Source organism: Rhodocytophaga aerolata (assembly GCF_030503435.1).
In the GTDB taxonomy this organism is placed as follows: Bacteria; Bacteroidota; Bacteroidia; order Cytophagales; family 172606-1; genus Rhodocytophaga; species Rhodocytophaga aerolata.
In genome coordinates, this window is sequence record NZ_JAUKPO010000034.1 from 46,441 (window position 1) to 70,948 (window position 24,508).

Below are 24,508 nucleotides of genomic sequence, written 5' to 3' on the forward strand. Positions count from 1 at the left end.
AGTGGATCGGTTGGCAATTTGTTCGCTGAGCAAGAGTAAATCTCTAAAATGTTTAGACTAGGTATGATGCTTAGATAAATTATCTGGGTTTAACATACCTTATCTAGAAATGCCGTTATTTCGAGAATGACTTAATCGCTATTTATCCATCAAGCTTATTAAATTAATATCCCGCCTTTGGTTAAACTCATTATTTAGAAGAAAGTCATTCTTACTGCTGCCAGGTAGGGCAGTCTATTAGAAAATCGCAGGTAAAAAAACAGGTTTCTTTCGCTTGGTTAGTTGGTTAAGCAAAGGAAACCTGTTTTACTAACTTCTATAGTGTATATATTCCTGTCTATTAGTGAGCACTAAAAACCAAAGCCAATATAGACTTGGGCAACAGAATTTCTAGAATCATTGGTTAGCGTACCGGCAATACCGCTGGCACCAACTTTACGTAGGCCATAGTTGTAGCGGGCCCCTATCATAAATTTATTGATATCCACCCCTATGCCCCCCATCAGGCCATAATCCATGCGGTTGAAGTTATCTGCATTTAAGTCAGTAATGTCATTCGAGTTTAGATCAGCTGATTTAAGATCTTTTACATTGGCACCTACCAGGTACGAAACATAGGGCCCTGCATGAATCTTAAATGCGCCAAGATTGCCTACTAACGCTATCGGTACTTGAATATAATTTAGATTAAACCGCACCTCTCCCTCTTCGATGCCCAGTAAATTAGCTAAATCTGAACCTCCATAGGTGACCTTTGCACCTGTGTTAGTGTAGAGAAGTTCTGGCTGAATTGCTAGAAAATCAGTTACAGGTATCTTGCCAAATAAGCCAAAATGGTAGCCTACTTTCATGTTTTCATCTTCTACGTTGGGCTGATTGATATAAAGTTGAGAAAGGTTGGCTCCCCCCTTGATACCGAATTTAGGGCCAGGATTGTCCTCCTGCGCATGTATGGGAGCAGCTATAAAGAGTAGCAGAGCAAGAAGGCTCAGGAAGGCAAGTTTTTGCCATTGGTTGTGTTTCTTTTGCATAATAGGTAGTTGATTAGATGTAGTAAATAGTAGAATGTATTGCATTTTATTCTATGGCTTTGCTAGAATAAAGCATATTGATGCTAACAATGCCATAACCAACGCTAGAAGGATATCAAAAGATACATACTTAATTATAAGATATTCCTCTGAACTATTCTTAATATTGACTTACGCAATAATTCCTAAATAGGTTTTCATATATTTATTCTTATTTAGTAACGCTGTAATTTTCTCTCTGACAGAATTAGATATTGAAAGTTCTTAGTTAACTCTATAAAAAATAAAACAAGAGCAAGGAAAAGCTTAATCAGCTCTCTTGCCTGTTAGTGATCTTTAAAGAAAGCTTCTATAATCCTATGATAGGTTTTATGGCCATTAACTATCATTATTTTAGCGTTGCCCAATAGGCTTGAGCGGCAAGGGTAAGTATGGCCAAATAGGGAGTAATATACTTGATGCCATCTGGGAAGGTGAAAATAAAGCGGCATTTATAGGGCTTATTACCCGCCCGACCTGCGAAAGCTAATCTTTCTCAGAAAGGTTTGCTACTATAAACAGCAGATCGAGTTACTGCGAAGGGAATCTGTCTTTTTTTGCTCGCTGGAGGAAATTGACAAAAAAAGCCTCTTTTGTAAGGTTTTCTTTGTAAATAGCCAATGTGGCTTCCCAGCAGTATAAGCTGAACACGGCCACTAAAGCACGGCTGTTACAATAACTTCATATCCTCCATGACTTGTTTGAAAACTAATTCTTACTTTCTTTGCTAGAATAGCCTTGTTTATCCATTTTCATGAACTTGCCTTTTTGAAACAAGTAAGGGTCTTAGCCTATATGTGACGTGCAAGAGGGTTACGCAATCACTTCCAAAGGCTGGCTCGGTAACTAAAACCAGATAACCTCAGTAGACCGGGTTCTTATGTTCCTCTATTCTATCCACCTAAAGCATTAATGAGACCACACCCCAAAGTAAACAGCAGTACCCTTCTTTGAGTAAAACATACTTTTCAGACCAGACACTTGGGTTATATTCATCCACAAGTACTGGCTTGATCATAGTTTTATTTGTAGGTTTATCGGCTAAATACATGCGGTTGGCATCTATCATATATCTTCATGACGATAGCGAGTAAAACCATATGGAGTCAGTTCATTCAACGAAAACTCCTGTTAATCATCTTTTTAGCTACCCTGTTAACAGGCAGTTTTCTGCTCATCGATTACCTGGGTACACAAATCCTGTCGACTCTAAGAGCCTATGTGCATGGAGAAAGTGCCTATTCCAAAGGGCAGAAAAATGCCCTTATCCACCTGATGAGGTATATAAATTCACACAATCCTGCCCGTTATGAGAAGTACCGACAGCAAATAGCTATCCCAATAGCCGACAAACATGCCCGTCTTGAGCTCGAGAAGCAAAATCCGGATCTGTTCTTAGCTCAACAATGGTATATACGTGGCGGCAATCATCCGCACGATGTAGAGCAAATGGCTCGTTTGTTTACCTATTTGAAATACTTCCAGGCTACCAGGCAAGTGCTTGAACTATGGCGAGAGGCGGATGGGCATATAGAAAAGCTTGATGAGCATGCATCTATTATACATACCCTAATTGAAACCAAGCAAGCTGACAATGAGCAGTTGAATGGGCAGGTAGCACAGATTCTTGGGATCAATGAGCAACTCACCCTGCTAGAAGAGCAGTTTTCCGCTTCCCTTGGCCAGATTGCCCGTCAAACAGAAAGAGCTTTATTCTCGGCTACCTGCCTTGTTTCCTTTGGTCTGTTGCTGTTGTTTAGCTTTGTAGTTACCCGTACCTTCCGGCATATTAAAGGAACGAAAGAAAAATACAGAACCTTATTTGAAGAGTCTTTAAATGGTATTCTGCTCAGCTCTGCAGAAGGAAAACTCACGGAGATTAATCCCATGGGTGGATGGTTGTTGGATTTAGAGGATAGCCGCCAGGTGTCCTCTTATAGTTTAGCAGAGGTATTTGCCAAATTCAGAAATGGCGAGGCCCTTTATGAGCGATTCTTAGCGGCAAAACAACTAGAAAATGTAGAAATAGAAATACTTCAACAAGAAACCACAAAAGCCTTTGCTTTACTTAATGTCATCGCCCAGTATGAGAGCAACGGGAGAATCCATTCCTACCGAACCATTCTTCGCAATATTACCGACCAAAAACTAGCTGAACAGGTGCTGGCTACCCATTGTCAGGAATTAAAGAAGATCAATACCGAGCTGGATAGCTTTGTGTACCGGGCCTCCCATGACTTAAGAGCCCCGCTTGCTTCCATCTTAGGCTTGATAGAGATCAGTAAGCCTGAAGTTGACCTGCAGCAGCGAACAGCGTATCTGCAGTTGATGAGTAAAAGTGTGCACAAGCTGGATAACTTTATCAAAAACATTATTTCCTATTCCAAAAATACACGCTTGGAACCCACTGCTGAGCCCATCGACTTTTCAAAACTGATTTCAGAGGTGCTAGATGATTTGCACTATATGGAAGGGGTGGATAAAATAGCCATCCAAATAAAAATAGAAGCTGCTTCTCTCTTCTATAGCGATCCTTTCCGCTTACAGATCCTTTTCTCAAATTTCATCTCCAATGCTATCAAATATAGAAAGCCAATAGCAGAACCCTATCTGCAGATAAAGATAGAAACAAGCGAACAAAAAGCGATCATTGAATTTATCGATAATGGCATAGGTATAGAAAAAGAAGCAATAGATAAAATATTTAACATGTTCTACCGTGCCACCGAGCAGAATGCCGGGTCAGGGCTAGGCTTATATATTGCCAAAGAAGCCTTAAATTTTTTAAAAGGCAGTATCAAGGTCGACTCACAGGTAGGCAAGGGTACCCATTTTACCCTTGAGCTCCCTTCGATGGTCGCTCCGGCCAACTAAGCTTCCAGGGCTATAGTAATAAACAAAACAGCCCCTTTATTATTCCAGCTTTTGCTATAAACCATGGGCAAGGGGAATCAAATCATCTCTGCTTTTGCCTATATATGCAATTTCAGTATTTGGGTATATTCTATTCCTATTGCTCTCTTATCTGTTTGTCCGCTATACTCTGACTAGATACTAAGCAGGCCAGTATTGAGCTAGGTTTTGTTTTATCAATCCTATAGAAATCTAATGCCAGCCCATGAACATCTATAGGTTCTCCTTCAAGTACCTTAATAAGGATAAGCAGGTAGGGTAATTTTCACAAGTAGATAAGCCGTAAAACCTACTAAGCGAATTGATTTTGGCTTTACTTTTACATTTCTCATAAAGTGTTTTCTATCTGAAAAGAATGTATACTATACCTGGCCATACAACTATGAGGAAGCTAGTTAGTAAACTCCTATAAGCAAAAAAGATAAACTAAGCCTTATCCTTGTTCGTAGGTTAAGGTTACACAAATTACTACAAATGTGACCAACAACAAGCCAGAACAAGATTTTTCGGCCATGGGCACCCCTTCCAACCTTCCATCAATTTTGGCAGCAACCGCTATGATTATACAATTAATGAATTAAAGCAGATCCCTAACTGGCAAAACTTATCGCTGGGAGAAATCCCGATGCATTTACTCTAAATTAGGAGCTCAAGAGCAAGAACCCTTAAGCGATCCATTAGATACCTCCTCCCAAAATGAAATAGACCTGAGCAGAGAGAATCTGGATCCAAGCAGCTAAAAATGCTTTGATTTTACCATACTACAAGCAAAAAAGCAGCCTATATAAGAGCTACATAGACTGCTTTTGACTTCATAAATATTTTTGATAAAAACGCATACATGTGTTTAACAAATATGTAGATTTTCACCAGTTATGAAGCGATTCATAATGCAATTAAGTGTATATCTATAAAGGCCTTCATAGATAATGACGGCTTTTATCATTTATATAAACGCTGTTTTTAGTTGCGTCTTCCTGTAATAGAATTACAGGCCAGATATAGAAAAGCTCTTAAGATATCTGTTTATATATAAAAGTGAAAACTTATTTGAAATATCTTGAAAGAATACCAAAAAATACAGAAATTGTGTTTTTTTTGTAACATACTGATAATCAGAGTCTTATTACTATGGATTAGTTGAGGTAGGCTTATTCTCTCGCCTAATACACATCATAAATTAAATTCTATTCAGTTAAACGGAAATAAGGGACTATCAAAGTATAATTGCTATAACACCGCTTCAATATAATACTAGTTTTTCTATTATTCTTAATATATTGTAGATGCTGTAGAAATCTTCCTGTAATAAAAATTCTATCATGGATGAGTAATTTTAAAAGGGGAACTAAACGACTATGCACTAAAAGTGCATAGGTTTTGAAAGCAAATAAAATTCGCAGTTTCGGCTCAAGCCGATTGAAAAAGATAAACTAAAGTTCATTAAAAATTATTCTAAGATGAAATTGTCTGTGTTGTCGTTAGGGTGTTGTTTGTGATGCTCCAAGTACTCTTGGAGCATTTCATCGGTAATATTTCCCACACTCCAGGCTCCATATCCAACAGCCCACAGGTGAGAACCCCAGTAGCGCTTCTTTAACTCGGCAAATTCATCTAATAATATTCTTGAACTTCTGCCTTTTAGTCGCTTAACTATATCACTGACTGATAACTTAGGTGGATAACTAATGTGTAAGTGGATGTGGTCTTTACTGACTACCCCTTTTAAGATTTGTATATCTAATGAGTCGCAAATCTGCCGCAGCAGGTCCCGGCATCGAACTTGCACATCCCCTTTTAATACTTGGTATCTGTATTTAGTTATCCATACTAAATGTACTTGTAAATGATGTACACTATGGCTACTATATCTATTTCGGCTCATAGTTTACAATTTACTACTAAACGTTAATAGAATTGGGTAGCAACTAAAGTCTTGCAATAAATTGCATGGTTTTACACCAACGTACTTTTAAAATAAATTAACTCTCTTTTCAGGTAATCACTTAAGGAATCGTTCTCTAAGATGAATTCAAATGTTTTTCTTTAGTCTATCTGACGACCTACACCGCTGAAGTACCAGGTAAAACTCTCCATCTACAATCACACCCCCATCATTGGCATTTACCCGCAGGTTCTTCCCCCGCTGTTCAATCCCTTGTTTTCTGAACCAATAAACGGGTAAGATGATGCATTTGCATCTTCTACACTTGAATACTTAGGATCAATCGTTCACCAAAAGCCTACAATTCTCCGCTAAAGACTTTATAATAAGTTTGCTCTATCATTTTAAATGACGTCTGCGTAAGCCATTCATTGATTTCATTTCTCGAGTATACTTGTTGATCCTTGCTCAGTTTGCCCAAACAACGTTGTAGCAAAAAATGTTGTAAGGTACCAAGTTGCTGTCCATATTTAATGGGCTGGTTGCACGACACTACTAATACTAAAAAGTTATTAATGTTAAATCAATGAGAGCTTAATAAGATAATAACTTTAGACAGATAAGTTGTTCGATAATGCATTTGGAGAAAAAATAACCATTTCTTAAAGTTAATAGCGAAAAGAGCAAAAACACTCATTTTCGATTGAAAAAAAATTCTTAAAAAAATGTATGCATTTTGGCTACTGCAAAATTTCAAAACACAAAACCGCCTAATTTGCGAAATTAGGCGGTTTTTGAGAGTGATTCCGTTTGGATTCGAACCAAAGACCTACGGCGAAGAAGAGAGTCGCCTGTACACTGTCAGTCAGGGAGTTATATATAGTAGGTCTGAAATTGGTCCGACAACTAATTTTTAAATGACACTTTTGACCCTGTTTCGCTAGGAAAAATCAGTCAGTCAAGAAAGGCTAAAGAAGCGTTTTGCACGAGCAATGCCCCTTGAAAGATAGCTCCCTCTCCCCTGCTCGTTTTTTCTCGAGTAAAAGGGAGCAAGTTCATATTTACTGGATAGAAATGACTATAAAGTTGATCTTGTGAATAAATGGCTGCCTTTTCAGTAACTCCACCATCTTTTGATCAATATGCACCTTTCACAAAATCAGCCATATTGGCAGGAGTTACAAAAAGTGGTTGAATAAATCAACGTTCACTTAGCTAAATTTCATGAGTTTTTTTACCATCCCTTAGCTTCTACAAATTCCAAAAACGTTATGAAGCCACCACCTTAAAAATAGATTCTTATCTGCTGATCTGGAATTTTGCCTGCATAAAGACAAATAGGCTGTAGCAGATTAAGCCTACGGCTACTCCCCCAAGAAGGTAAGATCCGTAGAAAGAACTCTCCAGGAATTGAAATGCGTTCTGGATACCACCCCTCCTGACATTAAGGGCTGCTCTAAGCGTTAAATAACCAACTATAATCCATACAATGCCACGGGCAGCATATCCTGCTTTACCGGCTTTTATCATTATTCTTTCGGCATTATCTTTTAAGAATACCTCTTTTATTTTCTGCTGGTAACTCCCAGTTAGCCCTTGATAAACATAATAAGCTCCACCCAAGGCAATGGTTATTGCTGCCAAAATCACTAGCCAGTAACCCCAAGGATTTTGCAGCATTGCTGTAGTTATAGTCTTCCTGAGGCTGCTGCTGCCATTATCGCGATCAGTTTCGAAGACCAGTTGGGCAGCAAAAAGTGTCAACATTCCATAGGAGGCCCCGTTGGTGGCATAACGCAGCCGATTAATGATGCCTTTGATATTTGTTCCTTTCAACTCTGTATCTTTGATTGCCTGGATCAATTTCCAGATACAATAGCACGCCAAGCCAATCACCTCAAGCCCAAGCAGGACTCTGCCTATAATCATTTCCTCTAGGAAGAGAAATACTTTCTTCCTGCCAATATTATTGATAGAACTGCCGAGTTCAAAAGCCGCCATGAACATCAGTATCCCGAACAGACAGTACAGAATGCCTTTCGCTGTTAATCCGATTTGAGCAAGGTACTTTACCCATTTACCTGGGATAGAAGGAAAGTATGATGATATATCGGCCATTCTGATTTCTGCAAAAGGCTTTTCCCGTTGAGCTGGTGAAAACCAATCCTGCCTGTTGCTTTTTGTGTATTGCTTATACGTTTGCAGGTCTGCCCTTGTTCGCCTGTGTTAGTGTGTCAATTTTATCTGCGCTCACTGCAAAAGGTATTTTAACATGCACCATTCATATAGGTAACAAGAGGAACAATTAGCTAAAAATGGCAGGTAACAAAGCAATTCTGGAGACAACATCCGGATAAAAGATCCTAAGCTGTCTGTTCATTGCTTTTGTGTTGAATTACTGCTTAAAATGTCCTGATAGAGAATTAACAGCACTTATAATTATCTTATAATTATAAAGAATTATCCTACAGCTTGATTACTATAGCTAAACTATGGCATGCTCGAAGCACTGTTTATGATAAACAGATTTAGAAATCTAATAAATGTAAATACTTTTCATATTTAAAGAAATCAATTAGAAAGAACCCTTATAGAAAGAACCCTTAGCTATACCCAATTATCGAAGGAATGAAGCCGAGTTATATGCCACCCCATTCTATATTCTTATCCAGCTCTTCCATACTAAACTTCAGCGAATCAGCCGCCTGGTCTACTTCTTGTTTTGCCTCTGCCCAGTTTTGCTCATCAGCTAAGCTAAGTTCATTTAACTCACTTTGTAATGCAACTTTTTGCAGCTCTAAATGCTTGATATCTTCTCTGGCTTTGGCTTGGTTTACAGGACTTAGATTACTCATCTTCTCTTCTAACCGCTCCATTCTATTTTCAACTTGATGAATCAACTCTTGATGGCTTTGTGTATAGCTTTCCTGCTCTTTTGCCCACTGTTCATACCCTTCTAGTTCGTCCTCGGTTAAATAGGTATTGGCATGTTCTTGTTGTAACTCACTTTCACCACGGGGATTACAGGAAGAAAAGCTTAATATACATATAGCCAATATCACAGGAAAAAGATATAGCAATTTAATTGTTGTTCTACGTATTGTCATAACATGTTAAAAATTTTAGTGTCCAAAATATGATTAGGATAAAGCTTCATAGACCTATTTCTCCTCAAAGGCGTCTTCTGGCTTTACCCCTTTATTAATGTATTTCAATGTATCCAGGTCGGGAGATCCTGTGGTATCTACTTCGCCAGCAATACCATAGCTTATATCAGATGTCGTGTCTATATATAAATTATCTTGTCCAGCAGTAGTATCCATCGCTACTTCACCCTCTTGCTGTTTAGGATGGTCAGTACAGGCTGATAGACTTATGATGATTACCCAAAACAGGATGTTTATTACTTGTTTAGAATTATGTATTGCCATTTTCATAATATTTTTTTATAATGTTATACTACTTGTAAATTTCTTAGCCCTTTGATCAACTCAAAAAAACCAGAAGCTATCGCGGAATTGTACTTCAACTGAGCCAAGATATTTGTCTTTTGTATAAGCAGAGGCTATATACATTCCTGGTCTAATTGCCTTTGTATCATCAAATGTGAATTCGACGGACTCTTTACGCTCGTAAAAATTCACACTTTTTACAGCATGTACCGGGATTACCCTTTTGTCTTCAGCGTTTGATAGGGTAAATGTGCGTAGCACCGGGTTCACGGCAGTGCCTTGTGAATTAGTCAAGCTCAGATATACTTCTTTTCTACCTCTTAAACCAAATTCTGCAGGCACAGTAAAAGATACAGTAAGCACCGCTACTTTTTTCGCTTTTGCGGTTTCCTTATAATTACTTTTAAGGGCTACTATGCGAAAACCGTCTGCTGTAAGGGCGTTTGCTACCCTCTGCAAACTGTCATTTAATACATCTGCCTGCTGGTTCAATTGATTATTTTTTCTCGTTAAGGTGCTGTTATTCTCCATCAGTTGATCAGCCTTATTGTTTAGATCTGATAATTTTGCTTGGCCTTCATTACGGAGTGAATCCAGGCTACCTCTGTTATTTGCTCCTTTTGTACGCAATTCCCAAATATCTGTATTTACCGCACTGATTGAATTAGTCAGCTCATTTACTTGATTAGTATATGATCTATTCTCTCGTTGGGTGTTGTTGAGTTGTTTCTTTAGTTGCTTAATATCCCTACTCTGACCAAGTAACAAGACATCCGATTTTTGCGCTATACGATCTTTTTCTGAGGCCAGATCCTGGCTTTTGGTCCAATAATATATATTCCCTGCTATTGAAAATAGAAGCAAAGCACCCATGGCTCCAGATAGTATTTTAATTTTCTTTCCCCTTTCCATACTTACTATTGTTTAGGTAGCTGCCTGATGTGTAATTTTTATTGCTTTCACTACAGATAAGCGTTGTTCCAGGTCTACTTTGATAAATTTTACAACTCTGATTTTAAACTAGTGAAAGAGAGTTCTTAATTTCTGCTTTTAGAAGTAACCCGTATAAAGCCTCATTTTTACTACTAAAGCCTCATTTTTACTACTATTTGCTACTACGAATCAATTCTGAAGAAAATCTGTATTTCTAAACCTAACTAAAGGAACAGACTTAAGAATTGTTTTTAATATTGAAATAAAGGAATGGCACCTTCATTTGATTCTACTCTTAGAATATGAGCTGTTAGGTTGGTAAAACTTTCCTGGATGGAAGAGATTATTCATTTTGTATTTTACAGGGATAGAATACTACAATTTTTTGTTTTTTATCTACTCATTTAACCTCTTATCCCCTGATTGCTCCTTTTATTAAATAAATAAAATTTTCAAGCCTTTCGTCTAATTATTGATTGGAATACATACTATGAATGGGTTTGGTACTCGGATAAAAAGAGCTGATACTTACTTTTTATACTTGCCAAACCTAACCTAGTAGGTAGAATAAATTTTTAATCATATAAGAATATAGCCCTCTACCTTACTAAAGTATACTTACTTGAGCATCTGATAGAGTGACTCAGTTAAAGTATTAGTTGTTTTTAACCCTTTTAACATGATAAAGCTATGGACACTCCATTTGTTGTAAATAAACTGTTATCGAAAGCCTTGGCTTTAATAGCTAAAAATTCTGAAGAAACAATAAATTTCAATAACACCTGTATCCAATCATTGAAAGAGGCCATTATGAGCTCTAACAGGAAAAACTTACTGGCTATAAAGGCCAGTTTAAAAGGGTTTACCATGCTGGAGAATGAACGTGAGTTCAAAAACATACTGATAGAACTTTACCTACAATTGATAGAACAGCAATTGAGAAAAAATTCTATACCCTAATCTGATGCTAATCCTAGTACCTTGTCTCATTATCCGATAGTTGGAGCAATGATTGATTTACTTCACTGCTGCTATACTACATAGCCATTGAGGAAACTACTATTTTTCCATCTACTGCTATCTTGAAAGTAGTGGCGTTTATTTTTAAAGGATGCGTTTTCTATGAACTCTTTAGCAGTAAGAGCCGTGTTTGTGGGAATTTACTCCATAGGTATGTGTCCAGCATTTGGAAACATAATGAGATGAGTGTGCTGTTAGGGAAATCTTTATCAAAACAATGCGCATATTTCACAGGTGGTGGTCTTGCTTACCTCACAAAATTAAAGTGGATGTATGAATAGCAGGCAGCCGCTTCCATGGGCTTGGCTGAGCAATACTTTCCATTCGTTCAGATAAAGCTTGCCTGTTACCCTCCCAGCAAGGCATATGTGAATATAATTCTACCAGCTTGTTGTCAACCTTTTGTGGATGAGCATACTAATTTTCCAGGCATTGACTGAATACGCCATCCGGGGTCTCACTTACAATCAAATTGCTACTACGGCAAACGCAATAAAATATAAGGCAAAGGAATCTAATCAGCCCCTGTGGGATATCCTGCCGCTTCAATAAGGATTAATTTCTTCACCTTTAGGATAGTTTAAAGTATACCGCCATACTATTTCACCCGGGTAAGGTATTAACTATGGGATAAAGATTAATACCAAAGAATTATGTTAAAAACTCAGAATCTGCTACTTAACTACAGAATATCTACAGAATCAGTACGTAAGAGCTAGCATTCGAAGTTTGGTAAAAAAATATTGACAGCATATATAAGTTTCAAGCAAGAGTGCTTACCCTTTACCAAACTCAGTGTAACAATATTAGTTAGTATGTTGAATTAATTAAACAGGAGGAAATTATGAAAAAAATAAATTTTATAGGATTGATGATGTTATTAGTGTTTTCGGCTTGCTCAACCAAATCTTACAAAGTAGATGGAGCAGGCAATACAGATGCTAATATGGAAGAGTACAACACCTATGCCTTTGCCTCGCAAGTGGACAGTAAAATCGATGAAGGATTTTTCTTTTTGAATGATCTTATTTTAAAGGCAAACATAAGAGAGGCAGTGAAACATGAAATGGACTCACGAGGCTACAGACATGACCCAAACTCAGCTGATTTAGTGGTGAATTTCAGGGTTTTTGATAAAGCCACCACGGTACAAGGCTTACAAGGCTTGGGAGATGGCTATTGGAGTTCAGGGGAAGCGGACAGGTTCAATACTAGAGAAACAGTAAACTTGAAAGAAGGGAGTGTGATGATTCACCTGGTAGATAGAAAGACCGGAGAACTGGTATGGCAAGGATATGCTTCGGGTTTGATGGATGGCAATGTATTCAATAAAGATAAAAACAAAATAACTGAAGCAGTTTCCATGATCTTTGATAGCTATACGCATCGGGCTGATAAATTATAAGTAATATGTTTCATAACAATTGGTGTACTTTCTCTACCAAAAAGGTTTAAGCCATGGCTTAAACCTTTTTTAAACTCATCCTCATGAAAAACTCTACCTCTTCAAGTTTTTTGGCTGTTCTTCTTTTGGTAGGTTATAGATTATAATGATGATATCATAAACGCTTCCAGACTGATAGAAGAAACAGCTTTGAAAGTAGAAGGTGTACTATTAGAAGATCCTCCATTTGTAGTAGTAGAGGAACTGGCCACTAATACCGTAAACTTGAAAGTTTTTTTCTGGACAGAGACTGACGATTACAAAAAAAGGAGTTTTGCAGTTGAAAGGAAGAATTATGCAGCGAATAAAACAAGCATTAGTAGCCAATGGCTTTGGAATGCCTGCTAACATACAGGAGTTGAAGCTCTATAGCCATGAAAAACACTTATCTATCGAACTGTTCAATCACAGCGACAACCAGAATGTAAAAGCAAACACTCAATATAAGGGATAATAGGGAAATGGGAAATTAAGGTAAAACTTAGCAAGCCGTGTCTATTGTGTTTAAGTAAGTATGCGCATAAATACTAACCAGAGATAAGTTATAGAACACTTTTTCATCCTAAATAAATTGCTGTCATGCATAGCCATATGATTCAAGTGAGACTAGAATCCTTTCGTTCAGAGTTAAAACAAAAAACCGCTGATACGCTCTTTACGGTAAATGAGACACGGTTTATTTGTGAAAGAGCCATTCTGCTGATAAACGATTATTACCGGCCTGGCGTTTGCCAACTTTTGAAAGAGCAAACCATAGCCAAGCTGGAAGCTGCAATAGATCAAGCTGCTTTGTATTATTGGAGCTATGATGTAAAAACAGGCAAGAGTAACACTTCTTTCAACTGTGTAGTTTGGCCCGCTTTTGAGGCTATAGATTTTTTTCTGCTACAGATACCTATAAGCACATCCAGTTTGCCTAAGAAACCTGCCTGCGAATAATCTAATTTTATTTCTCTTTACTGTTTCTACCCCACTAAGCGATCTTTTAGGAGATTAACTCAAGTCCTGCCTCAAAGTACATATGCTATTTCCATACAACATTCCCATAAGCCAAGGAGCCTAACTTCAGAAAAAACACAGAATTACTTCGTTCAATAATTTATAGCCTCTACTAATGCAGTAGTCAATAATTAAAATTTTATTCTATAATTCTTAACACAACCAATATGAAAACATATTCCTCACATAAATTATTTGCACCCTTTCTGTTACTAAGTATAATAGCCATTTTGAAAACAGTTCCTTTATTTGCAGAGGAGTACGTTGAATACAGCCAGCTAACAGAAAATAGTACGCCTCAAAGGACTATATCACAAGTATATATTCACAAGGATACAATAAACCAGGTATTTGTAGAAACTGTATCTCAAAGTAATCTTTTCCAGATCGAACTAGGGAAACTAGCTCTCCAAAAAGCTTTGTCAGAAGAAATAAAAGAGTATGCCCAGGTCATGATTGAACATCACACGATGATGCAAACAGACTTAGCATCCATAATCATTCATCATCCTTCGGCAGTTGCCAACGTGGACCCAATAAATGATGCTGATAAACTCAGTACGCTAGGAGGAACAGGAGGCACTACCGGTAATGCTACAGCCGAAGGAATGACAAATGGAAAGTATAACAGCAATCTGCCTGCAGAAGAAGCGTCTGTTTCATCTAAAAATCGTCCGGAGCCAAGCGTAAGGGAAAACATGCCTGTAAATTCCACTAAGGAAGAAGCTACTCCTTCCGCCCCACTCACAAGTAGCCAGATGTCTTATCACTTGCCAACCGAGCTATCAGCAGCACAAGGGGCTTTGAGAATTGAACTAGCAAAGTTATCAGGTGCCCAGTTCGAAAAACAATATATCCAGTTAATGAGCAAAGAGCATGTAAAAGCCATAGAGTTGTATGAGAAACTAGCTATAGATACGGATAAAAAAGATGATCAATTGGTTAAGTTTGCTTCCAAAAACCTTCCCCTGATAAAAAAGCATTATGAGATGGCTAAAGAGTTAAGCAGTGGGTTGAAGAGAAGATAACGGATAGAAAGACGGACTACTTATAAAGCCTCATGATTAGGTCCTTCTAAAGCATGTTTTATGGAAATCCTTTTAGTTTCCTTGAGCAACATATATAGAAATTTATGCTCATTCGGGAAGGAAAACATCCTAATACTAGCCTCACTTTTAAATCTCCATTGTAAGAAAATCTATTCATGAAAGTGTTAAGATATATTTGTTTGATGTTGATTTTTATCTTAACAGGGGCCGCCTGTGCAAGCCTGAATACAAACAAGGTTTTGCTTCCCGATGATCTTATTTACCGGAACCGGTTGCTGCTCATATTTACACCAAGACAAGGTCTGCCAATTTATCAGCGGGAGGAGGAAAAGTTAGTAAACAATGTAGAAGGGCTTGCATCCAGAGATATTCAGGTATACAGACTTTTTCCAAGAAAGGGGTTAAATCCTGAGAACAGAAAATTAAACTCTGCACAAGTGTTTAGCCTGAGAAACAAATATGAGGTGGGGGAAGATCAATTTTTAAATATAGTGGTTGACAAGGATGGAGAAGCAAAATTACGCAAAGAAGGGTACTTATCTCCGCAAAGCCTGTTTCAATTTATTGATTCCTTATATGTCAACGATTCGATCTTTGTAAAATAAAGAGGAATCTAAAGTAGTGAGATGCGATGGGTTGTCTTCTGACATGCTTAGCAACAAAAAGAGGTGAGCAAATCCTATTTTTTATGTTATTTTTGTAATTTTCTCAATCAAATTATGCGATGCACCTATTTTTAGATACATCCTGCAATACTTCAATAAGCAGTGCTATACTTTTGAATACACAGGTATTACCTCTACTCATATCTATTCTACAATAGCATACCCCTATCCATAAACAAACCTGTATGAGTAATTTGGCGAATAAAGAATTTTCCCATAATAGAGAAGCTCTTTAACGTCAACCATAATAACTAAATTATCTATCATAACTCATGGCTGTTATTATAGCTTAGTATGATGATAAATTTAACTTATGACAAAATAAATGAGCTTCCTCTTCAGAGGCTACAATGGTAACATAATTATCAAGGCCTAACAATAAAAAAATATCTCTTACCGGAAGTTGCATTTCATAAAAGACAAATGCAATATGAAATGCTTTGATTTGGGAATGATGATCTATAATTACGCCTAATCCTGCTGAAGAAATATAGTTTAGGTCTTTACAATTTATATACAACTTCCTTAAGTAAAGGCCTTCTTGTAAGGTTTTTTTAATCGCCTCATCTAGTAGAGGTGCTGAGTTGCAATCCAATTCTCCCTTGAGCTGGAGAATACACAAATCATGTTCTGTACGAGAAGTTAAAACCATAGTTTGTCATTTGAAATAGTGTAAGAAAAGCTTTTCAAAACCATATGCTATTTCACCCATCAAGCAACTACATTTTCACTCTTCTGCATTAATACGGACACATTCTGAGGAAAATCTGTAGTTAAAAGTGTTAATTACTTGTTGAAAACAGTAACTATAAAAGACCTAGCAGACAGTTTGCGTATAGCAATCCAATAAAAAAAAGCAATGTTTGTAAAAATGATGTCAGCACAGAAAAGGGGAAAATAACGGTAATGCCTATGAAAAGTACAGAGCGTTCATATAGAGGTTATAGCCGGCCGGTGAGTATGGATCATAGACATTAGCCATTTATCTAGACTTCAAATTTTTCCTGTAGAAACTCAAAAATTTTCATAAAAAGGGAAGCCACTTTTTTGCTTTTTTATACCCAATACTGCCGTAAATACCTGACCGGAAGGTAGACCAGAAATAGTTGATGGTGCTTTTTTTCTGGGGTCGGTCCATATTAATAATTCCCGGATTAAAGGTATAGGCTTTTCTGCGGTTAGCATTACCTAACACAAATTTGTTGGCCATAAAAGTAGCTACATCTTTCCAGGTGTCGTCCACCTCACTCTGCTCCGGACTTAGTAATTCTACTTCAAAGTTCTTATAAAAAGCACACATAATGCCTTTGGCTACGTCATGATTTGCCTCTACGCTGGCCGTCAATTCATCCAATTTGCCACTTCTGATGCGGATAAAAGCGATATTTTCCAGCACAGGATTCAGTGCCTTAAGATCCATTTGCCCAATAGAAGCGGTATACTGAAATGTACGGGTATCATGAAAGAGAGGAACCCTGAGGGTAATATTGGTTTTACCTTCGCCCATCAACTGTGCTTGCGCTTTTATAAATACCGGATTTTCTAGTGTTAAAAGGGTAGAATCATTGGTAAGGTTACGGATACTTGCCGTGATATTTTCAAAAAACATGCTACCGGGCTTGTCGCCTCTACTCGGTATTTCTGTGTAAGCGACATAACTATTATTTAAAGAAATGCTATCCAGCCGCACATAGGTATCCATTTGCCGGAAGGCATCCAGAAGTAATGTATTAGGGCTTGTCTTTGGCGGGACCCTTCGGTCGCGGAAGATCTTGAACACAATACTATCGGATACCACAGCACCGGCTATAATATCTTGCTGATGGATAAGTTGATCAAAGTTGATCTCACCTGCATTGAGCCTGCGCACTTCCAGGCGCAATATGTCTTGTTGCCCGCCCGCTTTGCAGAAAAACTCTTTTACTGCATAACGTGGCGTAAACACCAGGCTGTCTAGTTGCAATGTTTGAGCGGCAGTAGAGCCACTGAATTTTTTTACAGCTAAGGTATATAAGCTATCTTTCATCACCCGCTTGTAATCGCTTACACGGAACTGAACATCTTCTGAGTACAAAACCTTGTTGCTGGTATCTGCCAAGGAATCTATGCGAACTTTGATGAAGGTGAGAAAAATATCATTGACCATATCAGGGATACTGTCTTGTTGCGTGAATTGCTGTACATACTGAAAACTTCCTTTATCGAGACTGATTGAATCTATGGTGAGTGCAGGAACAAATCTGGTTACCGCGTTCTGAAGGGAAGTAAGGCCGCTGGTAGCGGGACGAGGTTCGTTGTTTTCATCTGCTGTATTGGCATCTGCATTGGAGCCGGAATTACTGGAGCCAATCAGCCTGACACTGGGTTTTTCAATTTTTATACTTGGCACATGTATCTTACGGGCTTGCATAAAATTGCCCCAGTCTGTAAAGGCAGCAAAGAAATGTGGTATGCTCACCTCATATAGCTGCCCATCTCTGTTATCAGATACCTGATGTGGCCTTGGAGAAAGTAAAAGATTAGCTGATGCAATTCCCTCCTCTGTAGAAGCATACAAACTATCTGCAGACATGCCGTAGGTAGAGTTGGCAAACGATAAGGAATCTTGTATGGTTAGCTGCACATGCTGCGTATAAAACACCCGGTCGGGGTTTTGGGCAGCAGCCGAATCTATCTGTACATCTGCCAGTGTCAGGTTCAGATCTTTTGCCTGGTAAGTTTGCTGGCTGGTACTGTCCTTATCCTGCACGTACTTGATTTGTCCCTTCCAAAGCCGAACAGAATCTATGGCCATCCAGGGAATAAACGGAGTAATTTGCTCATGCAAGGTGAGCAGGTCTTTTTGTGGATACAGCTGCTGTTTTTGTGTGCTGTCGGGCTGGCTAGTGGTATAGATAAAAACTTGGGGATTTGCTATATCCACCATAGGTATACGAATACCTTTACTTTCTGTGAGTGCCTGCCATTGGGTAAAGTTGATTTGCATGGAGGGAATACTTACCTGATAGAACATATCCGGGCTGCTTGCTGAAGAGGTTGCTTGTTTGCGTAAAGTAATTTTTTGTAGGCTAACCCCTGTCCGGGTGGAGGCATACAGGTACCCTATGTTTAATTTCTGCTGTGCTTTGGTGACAAGTGCATAATCATTTATCTTCAACGTAATTTTTTTAGTATACAAAAAGCGGTTTTTGGCCTTTGCTGCGGCAGAATCTATTTTTATTTCTTTTGCAATCAGGTAGAAGTTACTGAGAGCAAATGTGGGATTTCCTTTTTTAGTGGCCTGCACGTAGCGGATATCTCCCTTCTCTACTTCAATCCGGCCTATCTGAAGCCAGGGTACATAAGGGGAAATCAGTTGGTGAAGAGGTTTTACCTGGCTCTGGCTCATGACAATGATTGTTGCTTTGGGCCTGATAATATCTACGGAAGGAATATACACGCCTTTATCTTCTGTCAGGGCACCCCAGTCGGTAAAATCTGCCGATACCACAGGAACAGACAACTCGTAAATGGATGCCTTTGGATTGTTAATTTTCGCTTCCCTATTTGTTTGCACAGTTAAATTTTCTGCATAAATACCTTGCAAGGTAGAGGCTCTCAGGTAATTTAATTTTACGGTATATAACTCGTTACCTCCTTGTATGAAGTCATGCACCACCAGAATTACGTCTCCGGAGTAAAAAACTCGCTTTGGGTTTTGGGCAGCAGCTGAATCTATTAGTACATCTTTCAACACCAGATCAAAATTTTGCACCCTTACTTCTTTATCAGCCGAAGGTTTTGTCAGGCTAAGTTGTAAATTGCCTTTATTCAGGCTAATAGAATCTATCTTAACAGCAGGCACAAACTGGCTTATTTGCTCATGTAGAGCCATAGCACTTTGTTTAGCATCCTGGCTGGTAGAGTTACCAAGTGCCATAGCTGCTACAGGCTGCTCAATATGAATAGCAGGTATGTATAAGCCTTTATTATGCAGCAGCCTGCGCCAGTCTACATACCCAATCCGGACAACTGGCATTTGTATATTAGCTTGGTTACTTACAGAACTATTGGTCGTAAAATGCAGATTTTGTATATAGGTGCCTTGTGCTGTAGAAACCACCACTGAAGGACTTTTCAGGGTAAAAGTGCCTGTTTTAATTTGAATGCCTTCTGTTGCTTTCAGCTCAATATCTTTTGTGTATAGCACCCGGCTGGTATCTTTACTGGCTTCTTCGTTTACCAGTACTTTACGAAGTGAAAGCAGAAAATCAGGCACTTCCAATGAGCTTTCACCAGCATCACTTTGCACAATATACCGCAAACTACCCTGCTCTACCCTTACAGTGTCAATTGAGAGCCAGGACACATACTTTTCGAGTTTCTGGTGAATATTGAGCAGGAATGGCTTTTTTTGTTTTTGCTGTGAACTGTCCGGATGGGTAACTGCATATATATCTGGCCCTGAGAGTATAACTTTGGGAATATGTACCTCTTCTCCCCATAGAAGTGGCCATATATCCAGGTCACTGATGTAAAATCTGCGGGCCGAAAGCTGGTAATAGGCAGGTGTTTTTCCAGATTCTTTTTGTATAGAAAGATATTTGGCAGAATCTGTAGTAAGGGTAATATTCTTTGAAACAACTGAAAAATCGATGAGGCTGATGTGCAGAGAACCAATATCTAATTGGTAAAGGCCATTTGATGCCTGTTGTACTTCTTTCTCCAACCTGGATTTTAAGTAAGAGTCCAGGTAGAGGTGCAGGATGAAATAGGCTACCAGAATGATAGCGGCCAGCACGCCTGCTATAATAGCCAGACCTTTAAAAAACTTACCGGTAAACTGCCCGATAACAGAGTGCTGTGATTTTTCTCCCATCACTTATCAGTTAGTATATAGTAGTTCATTGGGTATAAATACATTTGGGTTTTAGTTACAATACGGATATTGTGCCTGCAAGGTCAATAAATTAGGGGTTCGTGTATGGATATGTGCTTAGAGTATATACTGCCAGCAAGGTGCTACAGTAAAATCAGCTATACGCCTGGGCATACCTGAGAAAGCATAAATAAAGCCTGTAGGATCTACTCTACAGGCTTTTGTATTACCATCGTATTTATATTAAACACCAAAGAATGTGTCATAATTTTCGTTATACTCATTTTCTTCCAGGTATCCATCCGCATTTCCGTCCCACTCTGAAAACAATCCGTCAGAAAACTCAGTCTCATTTATTCTATTATCTCCATCTGCATCCCAGTCTGAATAATAATCTTCGTTGTCGTTAAATGACGTAAATTCATTTTCATCCAGAAAATTATCGTCGTTCAAATCCCATTCGTCATATCTCTCAGACAAAGTTGTATTAAACTCATTTCTTTCAATCATTTCATTGTCATTGGCATCCCAGTCAGTATATCCATATCCTTCAGAACCTACCTGGCAGGCTGACAGATTCAGGATTAACAAAATACCTGCACTAGCTTTTAAAATATTCCATTTGTTCTTTTTATTAGTATTCATAAAATTCTCCTTTTTTTAATTAAACCTTCATTTGTATCTAACCTTTAGATATAAAGCAATTCTCTATTCAATTAATAATAGTAGCCTGCAAATAGGTTTACGTTACAATTCTGAAGAAAATCTGTACTAGCCTTATTTTGAAGCATTTGATTGCATTATGCGAGACTATGTATGTAATGGCTGGTGGTAGATTCGTCCACATAGCTTTCTTAATTAGCTGGCAAAAAAGTAGCTACAGAAATTTAAAATTCATTGGACTACAGGATTGCTTCAGAATTGCTTCGTAATAGCCAGTAATTAATTAGTAAAGTTTTCATTATTAAATGGCTTTTAACTTACCTAACAGCTGTGTTAGCAAGTGTATTGAAAATATTAAACCTAAAAGGAGAAAGTGATGAATTGTGTGAATTTATTTTTGCTAGCTATAGCACTATTTATGGCCAGTTGCTCGGGTAATTCTTATAAGGTGAATGGCGTAAGTAATGCAAATGCCAATATGGATGAGAATACCACCTTTGGATTTGCCTCACAGGTAGACAAAAGGTTAAATCCTGATCCATTGTTTTCAAATGACCTGGTACTTAAATCGGAGATACGGGATGCAGTAACGCATGAAATGGAATCCCGCGGATTTACAAAGGATAAATCTTCTCCTGACCTGGTGGTAAATTTCCGGGTTTTTGAGGAAGCCACTCAGATTCAGGGCCTGGAAGGTTTAGGAGATAACTACTGGGCTGATACAGAAATAGTAGACGTAGACAATCCTGAGACTGTAAACTTAAAAGAAGGTAGCCTCATGATTCATATAGTAGACCGTAATACAGGTAAACTAATATGGCAAGGATATGCCTCCGGATTGATGGATGGAGAGGTATTTGGTAAAGACAAAAACAAAATCACCGAAGCGGTATCCATGGTTTTTGATACCTATAATCAGCGTGCAGATAATTTATAGTTCATTTTCTATAATCAAAGGTGAAGGTTAATACTGAAAAGGTTTAAGGCATTAGCTTAAATCTTTTTTATTAAACCCACTATTATTTACAGTCTGAATTATGCTTACTCTACATATAGAGTATCTATCAAGGCAAAAAGATCTGCGGGCTGCAAAATCTCCTCTATCCTTCGTATTACTTTCTCGTCTATTCCGAGCAGTATATTTGTAAACTGAACTTCATCCACCTGATGTTTGGTCCGTATTAAAAACGAAACGAATATTTATTCTTTCGTTTTCCGGGTTTAAACCTGAATGCCTGAATAGCCGGTTAACTTCTGCTTCTGTGTCTACTAGTCCGGCTATATTTATAAAGAAAGTATTGTTTAGACCACTTAATCTGATGAGCAACAAGTATTCCACTACCAGCAAAACAGCACATCCACAAACCAAAGCCAAATCAGATCCAGGAAAAATTCTTGACCCGCCTAAAAGTCTGAAAGAGCGTATAAAATGGCTGGGGCCAGGTGTTACCTGGATGGCCGCCGGTGCCGGTGGAGCCGGTGAGTTACTTTTCCCACCCCGCATTGGTTCTTTGTATGGCTATGCTTTTTTTTGGGCTCTACTCTCTGCCGTTGTATTAAAATGGGCTATCAACCGGGAAGTAGGCCGGTTTTCGGTATGTACCGGAGGACCTTTGCTGGATGGATTTAAAACCTTGCCAGGACCCAAAAACTGGGCTATCTGGATAATAGTGGTACCACAACTGGTGGTGGCTGCTTCAGCCATTGCCGGGCTAGCTGGCTCAGCCGCAACAGCCGTTACTCTACTGCTTCCCGGCAGCAATACCTTATGGATGGCCGTTATCATTGTGATCAGTATATCATTTCTGCTATGGGGGAAGTATTCCGTACTGGAGCTGGTGTCTACCTTTCTGGCTCTTGGCCTAGCCTTGATGGGTATCATCACAGCTATTAGCGTTTTTCCTGCGCCTGCCAAACTGCTGGAGGGAGCAATACCCAGTTTGCCCCCGAATACAGATTATCAGGAAGTATTGCCCTGGCTTAGCTTTATACTAGCCGGAGCCGCCGGTATGACCTGGTATTCTTACTGGGTGCCGGCTAAAGGCTACGGTGCAGCCAAACTGAAAGCAGATTCTGAGGAACCGGTAAATGTGAAGAAATTATCTGATGAGCAGCAGACCAAACTTCGCGGCTGGATCAGTGAAATGACACTGGATAACACCCTGGGGGTGATTGGTGGCTTTTTGATTGTAACTTCTTTCCTTATCCTGGGAGCAGAGCTTTTGCAGCCCAAAGGACTGGTACCAGAAGAACAAAAAGTAGCCCAGGTACTGGCGACTATGCTCGGCGAGGTATGGGGAAAATTCGGATACTGGTTTATGGTAGTGGGTGTGCTGGTAGGTTTCTTTGCTACAACACTTACCAATCAGGACGGCTGGGCACGGCTGCTGGCCAATGGCACAGATATTATTCTGCGTCCTTTCGGCTCCAAAGGGCGCTGGCGCGACCAGAAGTTTTTAAAGAAAGTATACCTGGTAGTTCTGGTGGGTATCATCCCCATTGCCATTTACCTGATCATCGGCAAACCTGTAGGACTGCTCCAGCTGGCTGGGGCCATTGAAGCCATTCACATTCCTATCATAGTAGGCTTAACCTTGTATATGAATTGTACCATACTTCCGGAAAAGCTCAAGCCTTCTGTAGCCAGTTTGGTTATGGTGTTGCTCTCTATGTTGTTTTTTATTGGTTTTGCTGGTTTATATGTTTACCAATTAATTACTGGGCAGGGAGGCTAAAGTCCAATCCCAAGCATAAAAACATTATACACAATCGTGGAAATATTCAAAATAACAAGTCTGGATTAGTAAACATTATATAAAAAACAAAAACTCAAACAATAAAAAATTCATAAGAAAACGATCTTTTTGCGCATTTATCCGTAAGTAATAACAAGAAATGATGTTAAACTAAAAATGAGAAAAATGAAAAAAGAACATAACATAACAACAAACTGTATATTAAATTCATGCAAACATGCACTACTGATTGGTGCTTTTGGTGTAGCTACTGCATTTGGCTGTAGCAGCAATAAAGCCGTAACAAAAGACGATGTAAATGAAAACATTGAAGATGCACGTGAAGCAGTACAAGAAGCCAAACAAGAAACGCAGGAGGCTATTGAGAGCAAAAAAGAATATACAGCAGAGAGCAGAGAAAGCAGAGTTAATGCCCTGGAAGACCGTATGAAAGAAATTGATAAACGTATCAATGATTTGAAGAAAGTGGCCAAAGATTCACCTAACCAGAGTGCTGTAAGTAATGTAAACCAGGCTATCAATGATTTGCAGCAAGAAAAACAACAAGTGAGCAATAAGCTTGAGCAGGCAAAATCCATTGAAGAAAAAGATTGGAGTGCTGCTTATACCGAAATTGATGAAGCAGTAAAGAGAATGGAAGCTCAATTGACCAAACTTTCTCAAAGCCTGGAGCAAAAGTAAATTATTAAATTTAAGGGTTCATTAAAAATAGTTTATGTATTGTTTTAAGTTGTCATTCTGCAATAAGAGACTGTAAACTAAACTGTGTCAGGTAAAAAATTAACATAATTTTTACCTTTG

Annotated in this window: 21 protein-coding genes; 12 read left to right on the plus strand and 9 right to left on the minus strand. The window is 38.6% G+C overall.

The features are described from left to right. Positions 1 to 350: 350 nt before the first annotated feature. A complete protein-coding gene (locus Q0590_RS30670) occupies positions 351 to 1,031 on the minus strand; it encodes a porin family protein (protein ID WP_302041478.1) in 681 nt (226 codons plus the stop codon). A gap of 1,116 nt (positions 1,032 to 2,147) precedes the next feature. On the opposite strand from Q0590_RS30670, the gene Q0590_RS30675 reads away from it, so the two are divergent. Beyond that, positions 2,148 to 3,944: a sensor histidine kinase gene (locus Q0590_RS30675; RefSeq protein ID WP_302041479.1), complete on the plus strand. Its 1,797-nt coding sequence runs from the start codon at positions 2,148 to 2,150 to the stop codon at positions 3,942 to 3,944. A gap of 1,489 nt (positions 3,945 to 5,433) precedes the next feature. Here Q0590_RS30675 and tnpA read toward each other — a convergent pair. The 5 genes from tnpA to Q0590_RS30700 all read right to left on the minus strand — a co-directional run bounded on the left by tnpA (position 5,434) and on the right by Q0590_RS30700 (position 10,193). After that, positions 5,434 to 5,868, minus strand: coding sequence for an IS200/IS605 family transposase (gene tnpA / locus Q0590_RS30680; protein WP_302041480.1), 435 nt, complete (start codon positions 5,866 to 5,868; stop codon positions 5,434 to 5,436). A gap of 1,299 nt (positions 5,869 to 7,167) precedes the next feature. Continuing rightward, the gene (locus Q0590_RS30685; RefSeq protein ID WP_302041481.1) at positions 7,168 to 7,986 is read right to left on the minus strand and encodes a DUF1206 domain-containing protein; all 819 of its coding nucleotides are present in this window, start codon (positions 7,984 to 7,986) and stop codon (positions 7,168 to 7,170) included. A gap of 521 nt (positions 7,987 to 8,507) precedes the next feature. Beyond that, positions 8,508 to 8,975, minus strand: a complete 468-nt coding sequence (locus tag Q0590_RS30690) for a sll1863 family stress response protein (protein WP_302041482.1) — start codon at positions 8,973 to 8,975, stop codon at positions 8,508 to 8,510. Between the two features lie 54 nt (positions 8,976 to 9,029). Then, on the minus strand, positions 9,030 to 9,299 hold the full coding sequence (locus Q0590_RS30695; RefSeq protein WP_302041483.1) for a hypothetical protein: 270 nt from the start codon (positions 9,297 to 9,299) through the stop codon (positions 9,030 to 9,032). 60 nt (positions 9,300 to 9,359) lie between these two features. After that, on the minus strand, positions 9,360 to 10,193 hold the full coding sequence (locus tag Q0590_RS30700; protein WP_302041484.1) for a DUF8428 domain-containing protein: 834 nt from the start codon (positions 10,191 to 10,193) through the stop codon (positions 9,360 to 9,362). A gap of 750 nt (positions 10,194 to 10,943) precedes the next feature. On the opposite strand from Q0590_RS30700, the gene Q0590_RS30705 reads away from it, so the two are divergent. The 8 genes from Q0590_RS30705 to Q0590_RS30735 all read left to right on the plus strand — a co-directional run bounded on the left by Q0590_RS30705 (position 10,944) and on the right by Q0590_RS30735 (position 15,370). Continuing rightward, on the plus strand, positions 10,944 to 11,213 hold the full coding sequence (locus tag Q0590_RS30705) for a hypothetical protein (protein WP_302041485.1): 270 nt from the start codon (positions 10,944 to 10,946) through the stop codon (positions 11,211 to 11,213). A 468-nt stretch (positions 11,214 to 11,681) separates the two neighbouring features. Beyond that, positions 11,682 to 11,825 carry a hypothetical protein gene (locus Q0590_RS30710; RefSeq protein WP_302041486.1) on the plus strand — a complete coding sequence of 48 codons (144 nt, stop codon included), beginning with the start codon at positions 11,682 to 11,684 and terminating at the stop codon, positions 11,823 to 11,825. Between the two features lie 292 nt (positions 11,826 to 12,117). Next, positions 12,118 to 12,678 carry a DUF4136 domain-containing protein gene (locus tag Q0590_RS30715; RefSeq protein WP_302041487.1) on the plus strand — a complete coding sequence of 187 codons (561 nt, stop codon included), beginning with the start codon at positions 12,118 to 12,120 and terminating at the stop codon, positions 12,676 to 12,678. A 135-nt stretch (positions 12,679 to 12,813) separates the two neighbouring features. Next, positions 12,814 to 13,065: a hypothetical protein gene (locus Q0590_RS37660; protein WP_366970550.1), complete on the plus strand. Its 252-nt coding sequence runs from the start codon at positions 12,814 to 12,816 to the stop codon at positions 13,063 to 13,065. Beyond that, positions 13,013 to 13,171, plus strand: a complete 159-nt coding sequence (locus tag Q0590_RS30720) for a hypothetical protein (RefSeq protein WP_302041488.1) — start codon at positions 13,013 to 13,015, stop codon at positions 13,169 to 13,171. The genes Q0590_RS37660 and Q0590_RS30720 overlap by 53 nt, the downstream gene beginning before the upstream one ends. A gap of 137 nt (positions 13,172 to 13,308) precedes the next feature. Next, positions 13,309 to 13,656, plus strand: a complete 348-nt coding sequence (locus tag Q0590_RS30725) for a hypothetical protein (protein WP_302041489.1) — start codon at positions 13,309 to 13,311, stop codon at positions 13,654 to 13,656. A gap of 227 nt (positions 13,657 to 13,883) precedes the next feature. Beyond that, entirely contained in the window at positions 13,884 to 14,744 is an 861-nt protein-coding gene (locus tag Q0590_RS30730; RefSeq protein WP_302041490.1) for a DUF4142 domain-containing protein, read from the plus strand. A 176-nt stretch (positions 14,745 to 14,920) separates the two neighbouring features. Continuing rightward, positions 14,921 to 15,370, plus strand: coding sequence for a DUF4174 domain-containing protein (locus Q0590_RS30735; RefSeq protein WP_302041491.1), 450 nt, complete (start codon positions 14,921 to 14,923; stop codon positions 15,368 to 15,370). A gap of 349 nt (positions 15,371 to 15,719) precedes the next feature. Here Q0590_RS30735 and Q0590_RS30740 read toward each other — a convergent pair whose 3' ends face one another. The 3 genes from Q0590_RS30740 to Q0590_RS30750 form a co-directional block, all read right to left on the minus strand. After that, positions 15,720 to 16,082, minus strand: coding sequence for an STAS domain-containing protein (locus Q0590_RS30740; RefSeq protein WP_302041492.1), 363 nt, complete (start codon positions 16,080 to 16,082; stop codon positions 15,720 to 15,722). 372 nt (positions 16,083 to 16,454) lie between these two features. Then, entirely contained in the window at positions 16,455 to 20,288 is a 3,834-nt protein-coding gene (locus Q0590_RS30745; RefSeq protein ID WP_302041493.1) for a hypothetical protein, read from the minus strand. Between the two features lie 243 nt (positions 20,289 to 20,531). Next, positions 20,532 to 20,933 (minus strand): EF-hand domain-containing protein, encoded by a 402-nt coding sequence (locus Q0590_RS30750; protein ID WP_302041494.1) that lies wholly within the window; start codon positions 20,931 to 20,933, stop codon positions 20,532 to 20,534. A gap of 436 nt (positions 20,934 to 21,369) precedes the next feature. Between Q0590_RS30750 and Q0590_RS30755 the strand changes: the two genes are divergently transcribed. From Q0590_RS30755 to Q0590_RS30765, 3 genes are all read left to right on the plus strand, one after another. Then, positions 21,370 to 21,888 carry a DUF4136 domain-containing protein gene (locus Q0590_RS30755; protein WP_302041495.1) on the plus strand — a complete coding sequence of 173 codons (519 nt, stop codon included), beginning with the start codon at positions 21,370 to 21,372 and terminating at the stop codon, positions 21,886 to 21,888. Between the two features lie 382 nt (positions 21,889 to 22,270). Further along, entirely contained in the window at positions 22,271 to 23,686 is a 1,416-nt protein-coding gene (locus Q0590_RS30760) for an Nramp family divalent metal transporter (RefSeq protein WP_302041496.1), read from the plus strand. Between the two features lie 186 nt (positions 23,687 to 23,872). Next, positions 23,873 to 24,388 carry a hypothetical protein gene (locus Q0590_RS30765; protein WP_302041497.1) on the plus strand — a complete coding sequence of 172 codons (516 nt, stop codon included), beginning with the start codon at positions 23,873 to 23,875 and terminating at the stop codon, positions 24,386 to 24,388. The last annotated feature ends 120 nt before the right edge of the window (positions 24,389 to 24,508 follow it).